Here is a 14,196-nt window from a genome sequence, read left to right as displayed (position 1 = left end):
ATGAGTACGCTGACGGTACAACTTGGCGAACGTTCTTATCCTATTCATATCGGACGAGGGCTGTTACATCGAGCCGGAGAGTTGTTGAAGGAACGAGGAATTGCGCAAAAAAGCCCGTTGTTGATTGTTTCTGACGAAAATGTAGCGGGATTCTACTTGGCAACATTGGAGAGCAATCTTCAGGCATCTGGCTACAAGACAGTGTCCTTTGTCGTTAAGCCAGGTGAAACCTCCAAGTCGCTTGCTGTATTTGAGCAGGTCATAACAGCAGCCATTGAGGGCGGTTTGGATCGCAATTCAGCCGTTATTGCACTTGGTGGTGGTGTGGTGGGTGATTTGGCTGGATTTGTGGCAGCTTCTTATATGAGAGGTGTCAAGTTTGTACAGATCCCCACTACGATCCTTGCCCATGATAGTAGCGTGGGTGGTAAGGTCGGCATCAACCATCCTTTGGCGAAGAATATGATAGGAGCCTTCCATCAACCGGAACTTGTGTTATATGACGTAGATACGTTGTCTACCTTGCCTCCTCGTGAGGTATCTGCGGGGCTTGCTGAAATGATCAAGCATGGTTTGATCTGGGATGCTGATTTCGCCCAGTGGTGCCGTGACCATGCGACTGATTTACTTGCGCTGGATGCGACAGCTCTGGAGTACGGTCTGGAAAAGGGATGTTCCGTAAAAGCCGAAGTGGTGTCGCGCGATGAACGAGAAAATGATTTACGCGCTATTCTAAACCTAGGTCATACGATTGGTCATGCGATTGAAGCCATTGCGGGATATGGTGAGTTTTTACACGGGGAAGCCATTTCTATTGGTATGGTCGGCTCCGCACTTTTGGGCGTGAAGCTGGGGGCAGATCCTTCTTTGGTAGATGAAACGAAGGATATGTTGTCTTCGCTACGGCTACCGACCTCCCTTCCGTCACATCTCGATACAGATCGGCTGCTGGACGCGATGATGCATGACAAAAAGTTCAAAGAAGGCAGCATTACTTTTGTCGTCCCACGTAGCATCGGGCACGTGGAGGTTGTGAAGGATATTTCCGTCTCTTACATCCGACGAGTTATTGAACAGTTAAAAGAGGGGGCGTAACGATGTACAATCGGGGAATTCGTGGCGCGACGACCGTAGTGAATAATGAAGAAAACGAAATTTTGGAAGCAACATGCCAACTACTGGAGGAAATTGTATCCTACAATGAAATTCAGCCGGAGGATATTAGTAACGTATGGATTACGGTGACCCATGACCTGGATACTGCCTTTCCAGCCAAGGCCATTCGTCAGCTTGATGGCTGGGATATGGTTCCGCTCATGTGTGCATTAGAAATTCCTGTGGCAGGCAGTTTACCCAAGTGCATCCGTTTGATGGTACAGGTGAACACCGATAAATCCCAGCGGGAAATTAAACATGTATATTTGAACGGAGCACAGGCGTTAAGACCGGATCTGGCTTCCCAAGGGAAATAAGTGCCCGTTTTTAAAGTTGATGGTTGCCAAAGTAACATCCCATGAGATATAGTGTGTGTAGCAGAGTTAAGTAGAGTAGAGTTAGCCAGAGACAGAGTTGAGATGAGAAGAGTGCAGCCTTAGCCAATTCCATATGAGATTACAGAGATCGGCGGTAGCGGGTAAGCTTTTGTCTATGAAGAGATATTCTTCTACAGAGAAGCTTATTTGAGGCAACCTGTGCGGTTATACAAAAGGGATGAGTGTATACTTATCTATTTGCTGTAGTCATTTTACATATGGAGCATTCTTATAATTTCGATAACTGACAGCCTCTACCTTACCGGTAGAGGCTTTTTTATATTCTCTCCTTTGGTTCTGCGCCAATTTGGAAAGGAAGTGATCTCATGTTAACGCCGCATGTGGAGCAAGTGATAACGATGGCGAGTGAATTTAACCTGATTCCTGTGTACAAAAAAGTGCTGGCTGATATGGAGACGCCGATTCGGATTTTCCGTCGGTATGCCGAGCGGGACCGTGCCTTTCTGCTAGAGAGTGTTGAGGGAGGCGAACAGTGGGCGCGACATTCATTCATCGGTACAGACCCGTTTCTAATGGTCTCGGGTAAAAAAGGACGTTTGATATTGGAGCAACACGGTAAACGGCAAATATTAAACGACAAGCCGATTGAAGCGCTCAAAGCATTGCTTCGTAAATACCGTAGTCCGAAACTGAAAGAAATGCCTCCATTTACAGGCGGGGCTATCGGATTTTTTGGATATGACTTGCTTCAATACTATGAAAAGCTGCCAGAGCATTCGGTAGATGATTTGAATATGGATGATATTCGTTTTATGTTCTGCGATCAAGTAATTGTCTTTGATCATGTGAAACAGCAAATTTTGCTGGTCGGCAATGTTCATATAGGCGAAGGGTTTCGCGATGAGGACATTCGTGCTGCTTATGCTGATGTGGAACGCAGGTTGGAGGAAACGGCGCAGTATCTGCGCAAGCAGACCCCGCCTGAGCGATTAGGATCGGCTTCCATTCCTGATGATGTGGAACTAGGTGAGATCCAATCCAATATGACGAAGGAACAATTTATATCAAACGTAGAGCAGGCGAAGGAGTATATCCGCTCCGGTGATATTTTTCAGGTTGTACTATCCCAGCGTTTTCACATTGATACAGAGGCCTCTCCTTTACAGGTATACCGCGTGCTGCGCACGATGAACCCGTCGCCATATATGTATTATTTGAAAATGGATGACGAGATCATCGTAGGCACCTCGCCTGAGGCACTCGTCAAGGTGGAAAACGGCCGGGTAGAAACCCGTCCTATTGCAGGAACGAGACCACGTGGGGTAACGGAGACAGAAGATGCGGCACTTGCTGAAGAACTGTTAAACGATGAAAAAGAGCGTGCAGAACATCTGATGCTGGTCGATTTGGGAAGAAATGATTTGGGCCGTGTATCACAGTTTGGCACAGTCAAATGCGATACGTTTATGGAAATTGAACGCTATTCCCATGTCATGCACATTGTTTCCAATGTGTCGGGTGAGCTACGTGAGGACAAAGATTTCTTTGATGCCTTCCTATCTTGTCTGCCAGCTGGCACTGTATCGGGGGCTCCGAAGCTACGGGCCATGGAGATTATTGCTGAGTTGGAGCGGGAAGCACGCGGACCCTATGCAGGGGCGATTGGATATTTGGGCTTCTCGGGCAATATGGACGCTTGCATTACGATTCGCACGATTGTGTTTAAAAAGAACCGGGCCTATGTCCAGGCAGGCGCTGGAATTGTGTGGGACTCGGTTCCGGAAAGCGAGTATCAGGAGACGGTAAACAAGGCAAAGGCATTGCTGAAGGCAATCCGCACGGCAGAAGTGATGTTCCCGGCAACGACACAGCCCTATAACAGCGTCATCAACCAGGATTATTTGTATACTCCGTAACACACAAAAATCTGATTTTGAGGAGGAGACGACAATGGAACGACATGACATGATGCAAGTGGGGTTAAGCCGGATCATTGAGGGACAGCATCTTTCGCGTACGGAGGCCCGTAGCGTAATGGAACAGATTATGAGTGGAAGTGCTACACAGGCGCAAATTGGCGGGCTGCTGACGGCTCTTCGCCTCAAAGGGGAAACGGTAGATGAAATCACTGGTTTTGCCGAGGCTATGCGTAGCTACGCTAGTCCAGTGCAAGCTGAAGAAGGCAGTGGTCGTTTGCTGGACACATGTGGCACTGGAGGTTCGGGTATTCACAAGTTTAATATTTCCACGATATCCGCGATCATCGCAGCTTCGGTGTCAGTACGGGTAGCAAAGCATGGCAATCGTTCTGCAAGTGGCCGTGCCGGGAGCGCTGATGTCCTGGAGGCGTTGGGAGTCAACATTCATTTGACGAGTGATCAGGCTAGGTCTTGTCTGGACCGAATCGGCATCTGCTTTTTATTCGCACAGCTGTATCATCCGTCTATGAAGCATGCCGCTGCGCCGCGCCGTGAGCTGGGTGTGCGGACGGTATTCAATATGCTTGGTCCTTTGACGAATCCGGCTGGTGCGGATCGGCAGCTGTTGGGCATTTATGACGCCAATAAAACGGAAGTCATTGCCGAGGTATTGAACCAGCTAGGCTCCAAACGGGCCATGGTTGTCAGTAGTCTGGATGGACTAGATGAAATTAGTATTTCAGCTGCGACACGAGTATCCGAGCTGAAGGACGGCAAGGTTCACACGTTCGAGCTTCATCCGTCGGATCTGGGCTTGCAGACGCATTCTCTCGATCAGGTGCTGGGTGGCGACGCACAGGTTAACGCAGATATCATACGACGAATTTTGAACGGAGAGCATGGAGCTTATCGGGATGTTGTGCTAGCGAATGCAGGAGCGTGCATTTATGTATCAGGGGCAGCAGACACCTTGACGGACGGAGTAGCACGAGCGGCAGAAGCCATTGACTCGGGACTGGCACTTTCCAAGCTGGATCAATTAATACAGGCAACGGGGGAATATCAATATGTATCTTGATAAAATTGTGGTGACGAAGCGACAAGAAGTGGAGCAGCTTAAGAAGCATTTTCAAATAAGTGAAGCTGAACGATTAATTGCTGATTTACCTGCGACGAGAGGATTCGAAAATGCGATCGCGAGCGGACGCAACCGTCCGCTCGGACTGATTGCTGAGGTGAAGAAGGCTTCCCCATCCAAAGGGTTGATTCGACCGGATTTCCATCCTGTGGACATTGCACGTGCATATGAGGGAGCAGGAGCGGATTGCATTTCTGTACTGACAGATGTGATGTATTTTCAGGGGAGCCCTAAATATTTACAGCAAATTCGCGATCAGGTGAAGATTCCGCTGCTGCGAAAGGATTTTATCATTGATGAACGGCAAATATATGAAGCTCGTCTGCTGGGAGCGGATGCGGTGCTGTTGATTGCCGCTATCCTGGAACCGCGTGTATTAGGGTCCTTTTTACAGATCGCCAAGGACCTCGGGCTGGACGCATTGGTAGAGGTGCATGACAGCGAGGAGCTTAAAGCGGTGCTGGAGCTGGGGACAGCAACCTTGATTGGTGTAAATAACCGAAATCTGCGGACATTCGAGACTCGTCTCCAGACGACAGAGGAGCTGATCTCACTAATTCCTAAAGGGATTACGTTCATCAGTGAGAGCGGAATTGCGGGACCGGAAGATGTTAAGTATCTGCATTCGGTAGGTGCACACGGTATCCTGGTCGGGGAGCATCTGATGCGCAAGGAAGATGTAGGACAGGCTGTAGCCGAATTGATGGACGGGGTTAAAGCATGAACAAAACGGGCATAAAAATTTGTGGACTTCAAAGCGTTGAAGTGCTAAAATCTATGGTAAACTTACCGGTCGATTATATAGGTTTTGTGTTTGCCGACAGCAAGCGCCGGATTGACGGCGTACAGGCTGGAGAGCTGCTTTGCGTATTGGATGAATGGACCTCAGGCAGCAGACCGCGCAGCGTGGGTGTATTTGTGAACCCTGGTGATGCACTGTTAAATGATGTGATGGAGAAAGCACCCTTGGATGTCATACAGCTGCATGGGCAGGAAAGTCCGCAGCGCTGTCGGGAGATCAGGGAGCATTTTGGTATACAGGTATTCAAGGCATGGTCTGTGGACAGTCAAGGACAGCTAGAACGCTCGGCGGACGAATTGGATGCCTATGTCGGGGCAATTGACGCTTTACTGCTGGATACATACGATCCCCTGTATGGTGGCGGCTCCGGAAAAACGTTTGCGTGGGATCGAATTCCTGCCTATCAGGCTTGGACTCATCAACATGGAATTCCTTTGTTTGTAGCCGGCGGGCTGACTGCCGATAATGCGGAAAAGCTAGTTCATGAGTATCATCCCGATGGGCTGGATGTATCCAGCGGTGTAGAGACGAACGGAGTCAAGGACATTGCAAAAATCACAGCATTCGTAGAAAGGGTGAAGCAGGCATGACACAATTACCTGATAACAACGGACGTTTTGGAACATTTGGAGGACGTTTTGTACCGGAAACGTTGATGAACGCACTGATTGAATTGGAGGAATCCTACCGTAAGTACGCGGTTGATCCCGAGTTTAAAGCAGAGTTGAACGGGCTCCTAAAGGACTATTCTGGTCGGGAAACGCCGCTTTATCATGCGGAGCGTCTGAGTCAGCATTTGGGCGGGGCTAAAATTTACTTGAAGCGCGAAGATTTAAATCATACCGGTGCCCACAAAATCAATAATGCATTAGCTCAGGGTTTGTTGGCGAAGCGTATGGGTAAACAGAAGGTCATTGCTGAGACAGGCGCAGGACAGCATGGTGTCGCGACAGCGACTGTGGCTGCGTTGCTCGGATTGGAATGCAAGGTGTTTATGGGCGAAGAGGATACTGTGCGCCAGCAGCTGAACGTCTTTCGGATGCAGCTTTTGGGTGCAGAGGTCATTCCGGTGACATCGGGTACACGTACACTTAAGGATGCCGGGAATGAAGCTTTGCGTTACTGGGTCAGCCATGTCCATGATACGTTCTATATTTTGGGTTCAGCTGTCGGCCCGCATCCGTATCCGATGATGGTGCGGGACTTCCAACGTGTGATTGGTGATGAAACACGTCGCCAGATCCTAGAGAAGGAAGGCAGACTTCCGGATGTCATCGTGGCAGCGATCGGTGGCGGAAGCAATGCCATCGGCATGTTTTATCCTTTTATTGAGGATCAGGGCGTCGCTTTGATTGGCGTGGAGGCCGCTGGAAAAGGTGTCGAAACGGAATTCCATGCAGCTACAATGACCAAGGGAACACAAGGGGTCTTCCAAGGATCTATGAGTTATCTGCTTCAGGATGAGTACGGACAAGTGCAGCCTGCGCATTCCATCTCGGCTGGACTGGATTATCCAGGTGTTGGACCGGAGCATTCATACCTGAAAGATATTGAGCGGGCCAAGTATGTTCCGATTACCGATCAGGAAGCGCTGGATGCGCTTCAGCTTCTCTGCCGTACCGAAGGAATACTTCCTGCATTAGAGTCGGCACATGCAGTTGCACAGGTCGTCAAGCTGGCACCTACGTTGACGGCAGATGATATTATCGTCATTTGTTTGTCTGGACGCGGGGATAAAGATGTGGACTCCATTATCAAGTATTTGGGAGGAAATCCGTCATGAATTTAATTGATCAGGCGTTTGGTCGCCTTAAAAATGAAGGCAAAACGGCATTAATTCCTTTTCTGACGGTAGGTGACCCGGATGTGGATACTACAATAGAGATCATTCGGCAGTTAGAGTCGGCCGGAGCTGACATATTGGAACTGGGTGTACCCTATTCCGACCCGCTGGCTGACGGTCCTGTAATTCAGCGCGCGTCTGAGCGTGCACTGAAACGGCAAATTTCCATCCGCACGTGCATGGAGACAGCTTCTCTGGCTAGGGCGGCAGGTTCAAGCCTGCCTTTTATTCTGTTCACGTATTATAACCCTGTATTACAGATGGGTATGGATGCTTTCTTCGCAGGCTTGCAGGAGCACGGTATCAGCGGTCTGATTATTCCGGACCTTCCGCTTGAGGAAGCGGAGGAGCTGGGAGGACGGGCAGCAGAGGTGGGTGTGCATCTGATTCCTCTGGTGGCTCCAACTTCTGAACAGCGGATCGAGCGAATTGTCCGTCAGGCCCGAGGATTTGTATACTGTGTATCCTCGCTGGGTGTAACCGGGGAAAGAGCTTCCTTTTTTGAAGGTATAGAGGGCTTTATCGCGCAGGTCAAACGGCATACGGATATTCCGGTAGCGGTCGGCTTTGGGATCTCTACTCAAGAGCAGGTAGCCCGGTTTTCAAACATTTGCGATGGAGTTGTGGTCGGCAGTGCTATTGTACGTCAGGTGGAAGAAGCCATTCCATTGCTGAATGATTCTGCGCGCAGGCAAGAAGGTCTTTTGCAAATTCATAATTTTGTGGCACAATTAAAGCAGTAATGGCTGTCAAAATAGAAAGTAATAAATATGTTCTGATTGGATAGAGGAGGTAGGGGCATGCAACCTAAACCGCATATTGTACATTTGCCAGTATATCAGCCCGGTAAACCGATTGAAGACGTAAAACGTGAGCTGGGACTCGATGAAGTCATCAAGCTCGCCTCGAACGAGAATCCGTATGGTAGCTCTCCCAAAGTGTTGCAGGCCATTCAGCAGGAGTTTGCTAACATTAGTGTATATCCTGACGGAAGTGCCGTAGCTTTGACACAGGCACTAGCTAAACGGACGGGTTTAAAAGAGGAACAGTTTATCTATGGCTGCGGATCTGACGAAATAATTGCGTTGATTACGCGTGCTTTTCTCCTTCCCGGGGAAGAAAGCATTATGGCCGATCAGACATTTTCCGTATACAAAAGTAACGTAGAAATTGAGGGAGCGGTTGCAGTTGAGGTGCCTTTGCGTGACGGTGTACATGATCTGGATGCTATGCTGTCCCACATCAATGACCGTACGAAAATTATTTGGATCTGTAATCCAAATAACCCGACGGGCACGATTGTACCCGAAGCAGAGCTGATTGCGTTTTTGGACCAAGTTCCAAAGCATATCATGGTTGTACTGGATGAAGCCTACGCCGAGTTTGTGACGGATCGCTCGTATCCCGACGGCATTCGTTTGTTGCCAGCGTATGAAAACCTGGTTGTACTACGCACCTTCTCCAAAATCTATGGGCTTGCTTCGTTGCGCATTGGTTATGGTATGGGAGCTGAGTCAATCATTCGCTTGATAAATCAGGTTCGTGAACCGTTTAATACATCACGGGTAGCACAGGCTGCGGCCATTGCTGCCTTGGAAGATCAGGAATTTGTTCAAGAATGCCGGGATCGTAATGCAGAGGGCAGAGCTTATTTGCAAAATGAGCTGAAGCGTCTGGGACTGGAGTCTTTCCCGGCACATGGTAATTTTATTATGCTGGATGTACGTCGTCCATCCGGTGAAATATTCCAGGAGTTGCTTCGTAAAGGTGTGATTATTCGCGCAGGTCATCACAAATATCCGACATATATTAGGGTGTCGGTTGGATCACAGCCGCAAAATGAGTTGTTTATTCGTGCGCTGGAACAGGTCCTGGGGGCGGAAGCGGCGAAAGTACGCCTATAATTTCCGCAGATGGGATTTGATAATTGATGAAGATTGCCATTTTCGGCGTGGGACTGATTGGTGGGTCCCTCGCACTTTGTTTTAAAGGGAAGCCGAATATTACTGTTGTCGGCCATGCTCATCTCCCTGAACTGATGGAACCGATGTTAAGCCGTGGTGTCGTGGACACCGCGACTCTCTCGGTTGAAGAAGCGGCAGCGGATGCCGATTTTATTTTTTTATGCGTACCTGTGGGCTTACTGGAGCATTATCTCGAACTGTTAAGCAAGCTACCGCTTAAAGCGGGTTGTATTATCACTGATGTAGGCAGCACGAAATCGGCAATTGCCAAGAAAGCATCAGAAATTTCTTTGCGCAACGCTTACTTTATCGGTGGTCATCCGATGGCCGGTTCAGAGCGTTCCGGTGTAAAGGCTGCTTCCGCGTTGCTGTTTGAAAACGCATATTATGTGCTTTCCCCGGCAGAGGGTGTGCCAGAGGAAGCATACAGTTCACTGGAACGTTTGTTAAAATATACTAGTGCTCATGTTGTGCGTGTCCAACCTGATATGCACGATGACATTGTCGGCGCGATTAGCCATCTTCCGCACATTATTGCAGCGGCGCTGGTGAATCAGGTGCGAAAGCACAATGATGAAAATCCGTTGTACCGTACATTGGCTGCCGGTGGGTTCCGTGATATTACACGGATAGCCTCTAGTGATCCGGTTGTGTGGCGGGACATCTTACTGAGCAATCGTGAAGTTTTACTAGGTCTGTTGGAAGAATGGAACGGACAGATTGAGCGTTTTACCCATTTACTGAGAATACAAGACGGTGAGGGAATAGCTGACGAGTTTTTGACAGCTGGGCACTTCCGCAGTGAACTGCCAGAGCGTCGCAAAGGAGTCATCGTCTCCACGTTTGATCTGTATATTGATGTACCGGATACCCCAGGGATTATCGGGCGAATTGCTATGGAACTCGGTAATCACAGCATTAATCTGAGCAATATGCAAATCATTGAAAGCCGGGAGGATGTCCCAGGCATCATGCGGCTTTCCTTCCGTCAAGAGCAGGATTGGGAGCGTGCTAAGACTCTGCTGGATTCGATGGGCTATAAAGTGGTGGTATAGGAAGGAAAGTGAGATGTTCGTTAAGGAGGCCGCTTCGCGATTCATTTAATCTTACGATCGCTGTTGCCGCCGGATTTTTTTCGATCAGATTCTTTAATGGGAAAATCCGGTGGCAAAGGCGAACGCTCCGCTTCTCCAGATTCAAATGAACCTCTGCGCTACTGACCGCCTTAAAAGCAACACGCACTTTCTGGGAGTGAAGTAGTAGAAAAGATTTAGAGCGGACGAAGGTTTCTTCGTCCGCTTTTTTTAAAGCTCCTTTTTTTGAATAAAAAAAGACCACCCGGGTAAAGCCCCGGGTGGTAGCTACTTTTAGTGAAGTAGCTGAGTAGGATAGGAGTGGAGAGAAACCATACTGTACTTTTATTATATGTATACGTTTTCATTTTGTCAATATTTTTTTAAAGCGTTTTCTTTTTGTGTATTTATCCTTATTGGTGCATTTGAATAGAACACTTTCAATCGGTTAGTCATTTAATCTTGAAAAAATTTAAAATCCATTGAAAAGCTGTATAAATGAATTAGTTGCCAGCGTTAGGGAGGCATTGATGGAAATCGTGGGGATTTTGGACTTTTTTACTGGCGGTCATTTTGTGGTACAATGGGTAAGTCCATTTTGGATGTTGAATATTGTTGGGGATAGCACCGTTAATGTTGGCACTACATAGGGTAAGAAAATAACAAATGTTCCATGATGCTGTTTCATCCATTTGCGCAGAGGGCGCAACTTTTTTTGACCTGTTCGGTATATATAGACAGAATCGAACGGGAAAACAGCACATGTATGGGCGAGGAGGGTCTCACTCGGATGATGACAGATTCCCAGATGATTCAGGAAATCAAACAAGGTAATGTTGAGGTTTATTCAGAATTAATGAGGCGGCACCAACGTAAAATTTTAGCTTTTGTTTATCATATGCTGAAAAGTTCGAACCTGGAAATGATTGCTGAGGACTTATGCTCAGAGACGTTTTATAAAGCGTATCGGAGCCTGCACTCTTTTCGTGAGGTAGACGCATCGTTCTCCACTTGGTTATATACAATTGCACGCAATACGGTGCTAAGTGAGCTTCGCAAGCACCGTAGCGGTCAGGTTCCATTGGAGGAGAGCGGTTATGTACCGGTAGCTCCATCGGATGTAATTCCGGAGCAGGCCGTCCTTCGCGGTGAGAAGGTAGAGATGGTTCGTGAAGCGATCAATAGATTGCCTGAGAAGCAGCGATCTGCGCTGATTTTGCGTGAATATGAGCAATTAGATTATCAGGAGATTGCGACTATTTTAGGACAGACGGTCAGTGCGGTGAAGTCATTGCTTTTCCGGGCAAGAACCAGTGTGAAGACGCAGTTGGAGCCTTATTTTTTTGAGCCTCTCTATGAGGAAAACGAAGGGATGAGCAGCCAATGAAATCCAGGGACACTGAGGATTTGTTCGCTACAGGCAAAAATGTATCGAAACAAGACTCGGAGCGCAGACGGGCCAAAAGCTCGTCTGCTGGGTGGGAGCATGGTTCGGAAGAAAAAGAGTGGGATTTGTCAAAAGAAAATCGATCCGCCATTCGTGATATTTCCTTTGAAATAACAGATGATAAGCTAGAGGCAATGAATCGCAGGGTCATGGATCGAATTTATGAAGAATCACCGTGGCTTGTTCCGGGCGAGCATCGACGTGCGCGTGTGAACCCAGCAGCCCGTAAGTATATGTCTGTATGGATCGCCGGCTTCTTGGCCGTATTTTTATGCAGCTTTTTGTTTTTGAACTGGAATGGAAGCTCCTCTCAGGAAAATCCCCCTCAAGCAGCTCCTGTCATGGACACTGGTATTTTACCGACAGGCCTGTTGGAAACTACAAGTACATCTCCACAATATCAATACCACATTAAAGATGTGAATAGTGGCATTATGGACCCGCTGGTTGCTAGCATTGTTCCTACTTATCCGCAATACTGGATGCTGTTGTCTGTATTGGCACTTGCGCTTGCTTTATTTTCTCTGGGCTGGATCCATCGGGCGAGAAGGGTCAGAAATTAGCAGGACAGCTGGTCCAATATGAATTCATAATAATGACTGAATAACAAAACAGCGGAGGAAACGACACGATGCTTATTGGCTTGATCAGACATGGATTGACGGATTGGAATGCGGTAGGGAAAATCCAGGGCCACAGTGATATTCCGTTGAATGAGGAAGGGCGCAGACAGGCACGCCTGCTAGCAGAACGATTAAAGGAAGAGCCTTATCATTGGGACGGGCTTATTACAAGTAGTCTCTCCAGAGCGAAAGAGACTGGGGAGATTATTGCTTCTGCTCTGCATCTCCCGTTGTTAGAGCCTGATGATCGACTAAGAGAACGTGCTTATGGTCAGGTCGAGGGCATGACACAGGCCGAGCGTGAAGAGAAGTGGGGAGTCGACTGGCATCTGCTGGATCTAGGGCAGGAAAGCGATGCGGATCTTCAGCTTCGTGGGCTAGCTTTTATGGAGTCCATTTGGACGGGAAATCGGGACAAGAATCTGCTGGTCGTTTCCCACGGCGGTTTTTTGGCTAATTTGTATAAGGCTCTGTATCAGGAAAAATTCACGGAACGAATCGGCAATTTGTCACTTAGTGTACTCCAGCGTGAGGATATGGATTGGGCACCACTTTTGTATAACTGCACGAAGCATTTGCAAGAGAAAAGTGACTGTAACTCAAAAAGTTAGTAAAAGACCATGGCTTCTACTCATTGTAGGAGTCGTGGTCTTTTTTATTTTTTAATTATAGCTTTGCAAAAAAAGAGGTTTAGAGTCTGAACAATCCGTCAAAGCTGTGGGTACAACAGGTAAGAATCAATTCCGGATGACAGTCCAGTGACGAGGCGATGGAACAATGAATCTGGCGGATATGCTGACATTTGCGGATATTGTGCATTTGAACAGAATCGCGGTGTATTACGATTGTGACTGTAAACCTAATTCCAAGCATGAGTTGATCCAGGGGATTTTGACGAAGCTCGGCAGCAGTAGTTTTTTTGAGACGCAGGTCAAGGAGCTGAGGTTGTCAGAGGTAAGGTTTTTGAACGCGCTGCTGTTCGATGACCGACCGTATTTCAGCATGGAGGAATTGGTTGCAATAGCCAAACAGTCTGTTGAGGAGGACGAAAGTCCTGGTGAGCGGCCAAGGGATATTGTGACCCGTCTGCGTTCTAGTGGCTGGTTGTTCAATGGTTCGACGCACAATACGAGGTATTTGTTCCAAATTCCGTTGGATATGAAGGAGCGCTTTCGACGTGTTATGGTACATGACTTCCAAAGCGGAATGACACGGGTGAGCGAACCGTCGTCGTACCGGGATGAAGGGCATCTGCTGGCAGAGGATTTACGGCTTTTCCTTCAATACATGGGGCAGCATGAGGTTCCGCTAAATCCCGAGGGAGCTTGGTATCGTCGCAATCAGCAGCAGCTGATGGAGCATTTGCACATTGCGGAGCCGCTTTTGGGTAAGGGAGGATGGCGTTTCGGGTATGGCTCCTCTTTTAAGTTTTATCCAGACCGAATGGCACTACTGTATGATTATGCCCGTCACTCCAAGTACATTGAGGAGAAAGGGGACCAAGTTGTGCTGACGGCAAAGGGAGAAGCGCATCAGGAGCATACAATTGAGCAGGAAATGATACAGCTATTCAGGTTTTGGTTAAGATTGTATAAAGGAGCCGTTCCTAATTTGCTCTCTCTAGTCTACTGGATTGGAGAATGTGCCAGGCCTTGGACGTCCTCAGAGTCGCTTTTTGTACATATCGGCCCACTGATTCGACCGTTTTACTATGATACGCCCCGTTCGGTCTTTGATCAGAGGATTATACGAATGATGCTTCACTTGGGTATGCTTCGTCAGGGTGAACATTCGACAGGACCATCTGTACAGATGACGGCCTGGGGGCTGAAGTTGGCGGGAGAGTGCCGCATTGGGCGGAACGACTCGGGTATACGGCTCCATTGACAAGCAG

14 protein-coding genes are annotated in these 14,196 nt (G+C 48.1%); all 14 read left to right on the top strand.

All coding sequences use genetic code 11. From position 1 onward, the window contains the following. The 14 genes from aroB (at position 1) to NSS66_RS08420 (ending at position 14,189) form a co-directional block, all read left to right on the top strand. Positions 1 to 1,095, top strand: coding sequence for a 3-dehydroquinate synthase (aroB, locus tag NSS66_RS08485; protein ID WP_023989167.1), 1,095 nt, complete (start codon positions 1 to 3; stop codon positions 1,093 to 1,095). Positions 1,096 to 1,097: 2 nt separating this feature from the next. Then, positions 1,098 to 1,472, top strand: coding sequence for a chorismate mutase (gene aroH, locus NSS66_RS08480; RefSeq protein WP_013310718.1), 375 nt, complete (start codon positions 1,098 to 1,100; stop codon positions 1,470 to 1,472). Positions 1,473 to 1,858: 386 nt separating this feature from the next. Beyond that, positions 1,859 to 3,409 (top strand): anthranilate synthase component I, encoded by a 1,551-nt coding sequence (gene trpE, locus NSS66_RS08475; RefSeq protein WP_028540639.1) that lies wholly within the window; start codon positions 1,859 to 1,861, stop codon positions 3,407 to 3,409. A 34-nt stretch (positions 3,410 to 3,443) separates the two neighbouring features. Beyond that, positions 3,444 to 4,490, top strand: a complete 1,047-nt coding sequence (gene trpD / locus NSS66_RS08470) for an anthranilate phosphoribosyltransferase (RefSeq protein WP_028540640.1) — start codon at positions 3,444 to 3,446, stop codon at positions 4,488 to 4,490. Beyond that, complete coding sequence (gene trpC / locus NSS66_RS08465) at positions 4,480 to 5,274, top strand: indole-3-glycerol phosphate synthase TrpC (RefSeq protein WP_340958764.1); 795 nt, start codon at positions 4,480 to 4,482, stop codon at positions 5,272 to 5,274. Before trpD ends, trpC begins: the two co-directional genes overlap by 11 nt. Then, positions 5,271 to 5,942, top strand: a complete 672-nt coding sequence (locus NSS66_RS08460) for a phosphoribosylanthranilate isomerase (RefSeq protein WP_340958763.1) — start codon at positions 5,271 to 5,273, stop codon at positions 5,940 to 5,942. The genes trpC and NSS66_RS08460 overlap by 4 nt, the downstream gene beginning before the upstream one ends. After that, positions 5,939 to 7,135, top strand: a complete 1,197-nt coding sequence (trpB, locus tag NSS66_RS08455) for a tryptophan synthase subunit beta (protein WP_340958762.1) — start codon at positions 5,939 to 5,941, stop codon at positions 7,133 to 7,135. Before NSS66_RS08460 ends, trpB begins: the two co-directional genes overlap by 4 nt. Continuing rightward, positions 7,132 to 7,938 carry a tryptophan synthase subunit alpha gene (trpA, locus tag NSS66_RS08450; RefSeq protein ID WP_023989161.1) on the top strand — a complete coding sequence of 269 codons (807 nt, stop codon included), beginning with the start codon at positions 7,132 to 7,134 and terminating at the stop codon, positions 7,936 to 7,938. The genes trpB and trpA overlap by 4 nt, the downstream gene beginning before the upstream one ends. A 57-nt stretch (positions 7,939 to 7,995) precedes the next feature. After that, positions 7,996 to 9,099, top strand: coding sequence for a histidinol-phosphate transaminase (gene hisC, locus NSS66_RS08445; RefSeq protein ID WP_068941604.1), 1,104 nt, complete (start codon positions 7,996 to 7,998; stop codon positions 9,097 to 9,099). A 26-nt stretch (positions 9,100 to 9,125) separates the two neighbouring features. Further along, positions 9,126 to 10,214: a prephenate dehydrogenase gene (locus NSS66_RS08440; RefSeq protein WP_068941606.1), complete on the top strand. Its 1,089-nt coding sequence runs from the start codon at positions 9,126 to 9,128 to the stop codon at positions 10,212 to 10,214. A gap of 808 nt (positions 10,215 to 11,022) precedes the next feature. Beyond that, complete coding sequence (locus tag NSS66_RS08435; RefSeq protein WP_013310707.1) at positions 11,023 to 11,619, top strand: RNA polymerase sigma factor; 597 nt, start codon at positions 11,023 to 11,025, stop codon at positions 11,617 to 11,619. Continuing rightward, a complete protein-coding gene (locus NSS66_RS08430) occupies positions 11,616 to 12,242 on the top strand; it encodes a hypothetical protein (protein WP_025723085.1) in 627 nt (208 codons plus the stop codon). Before NSS66_RS08435 ends, NSS66_RS08430 begins: the two co-directional genes overlap by 4 nt. Before the next feature lie 68 nt (positions 12,243 to 12,310). Further along, a complete protein-coding gene (locus NSS66_RS08425) occupies positions 12,311 to 12,913 on the top strand; it encodes a histidine phosphatase family protein (protein WP_310166270.1) in 603 nt (200 codons plus the stop codon). 166 nt (positions 12,914 to 13,079) lie between these two features. Next, positions 13,080 to 14,189 (top strand): hypothetical protein, encoded by a 1,110-nt coding sequence (locus tag NSS66_RS08420; RefSeq protein ID WP_053325667.1) that lies wholly within the window; start codon positions 13,080 to 13,082, stop codon positions 14,187 to 14,189. Positions 14,190 to 14,196 lie beyond the last annotated feature (7 nt).

This window comes from Paenibacillus sp. FSL R10-2748, from assembly GCF_038005565.1.
GTDB lineage: Bacteria > Bacillota > Bacilli > Paenibacillales > Paenibacillaceae > Paenibacillus > Paenibacillus polymyxa_B.
This window is presented reverse-complemented; position numbering and strand designations above follow the sequence as displayed.

Bases quoted from the DNA above. Each gene is read 5' to 3' on its own strand.
- aroB (WP_023989167.1), top strand. From the start codon at position 1: ATGAGTACGCTGACGGTACAACTTGGCGAACGTTCTTATCCTATTCAT.
- aroH (WP_013310718.1), top strand. From the start codon at position 1,098: ATGTACAATCGGGGAATTCGTGGCGCGACGACCGTAGTGAATAATGAA.
- trpE (WP_028540639.1), top strand. From the start codon at position 1,859: ATGTTAACGCCGCATGTGGAGCAAGTGATAACGATGGCGAGTGAATTT.
- trpD (WP_028540640.1), top strand. From the start codon at position 3,444: ATGGAACGACATGACATGATGCAAGTGGGGTTAAGCCGGATCATTGAG.
- trpC (WP_340958764.1), top strand. From the start codon at position 4,480: ATGTATCTTGATAAAATTGTGGTGACGAAGCGACAAGAAGTGGAGCAG.
- NSS66_RS08460 (WP_340958763.1), top strand. From the start codon at position 5,271: ATGAACAAAACGGGCATAAAAATTTGTGGACTTCAAAGCGTTGAAGTG.
- trpB (WP_340958762.1), top strand. From the start codon at position 5,939: ATGACACAATTACCTGATAACAACGGACGTTTTGGAACATTTGGAGGA.
- trpA (WP_023989161.1), top strand. From the start codon at position 7,132: ATGAATTTAATTGATCAGGCGTTTGGTCGCCTTAAAAATGAAGGCAAA.
- hisC (WP_068941604.1), top strand. From the start codon at position 7,996: ATGCAACCTAAACCGCATATTGTACATTTGCCAGTATATCAGCCCGGT.
- NSS66_RS08440 (WP_068941606.1), top strand. From the start codon at position 9,126: ATGAAGATTGCCATTTTCGGCGTGGGACTGATTGGTGGGTCCCTCGCA.
- NSS66_RS08435 (WP_013310707.1), top strand. From the start codon at position 11,023: ATGATGACAGATTCCCAGATGATTCAGGAAATCAAACAAGGTAATGTT.
- NSS66_RS08430 (WP_025723085.1), top strand. From the start codon at position 11,616: ATGAAATCCAGGGACACTGAGGATTTGTTCGCTACAGGCAAAAATGTA.
- NSS66_RS08425 (WP_310166270.1), top strand. From the start codon at position 12,311: ATGCTTATTGGCTTGATCAGACATGGATTGACGGATTGGAATGCGGTA.
- NSS66_RS08420 (WP_053325667.1), top strand. From the start codon at position 13,080: ATGAATCTGGCGGATATGCTGACATTTGCGGATATTGTGCATTTGAAC.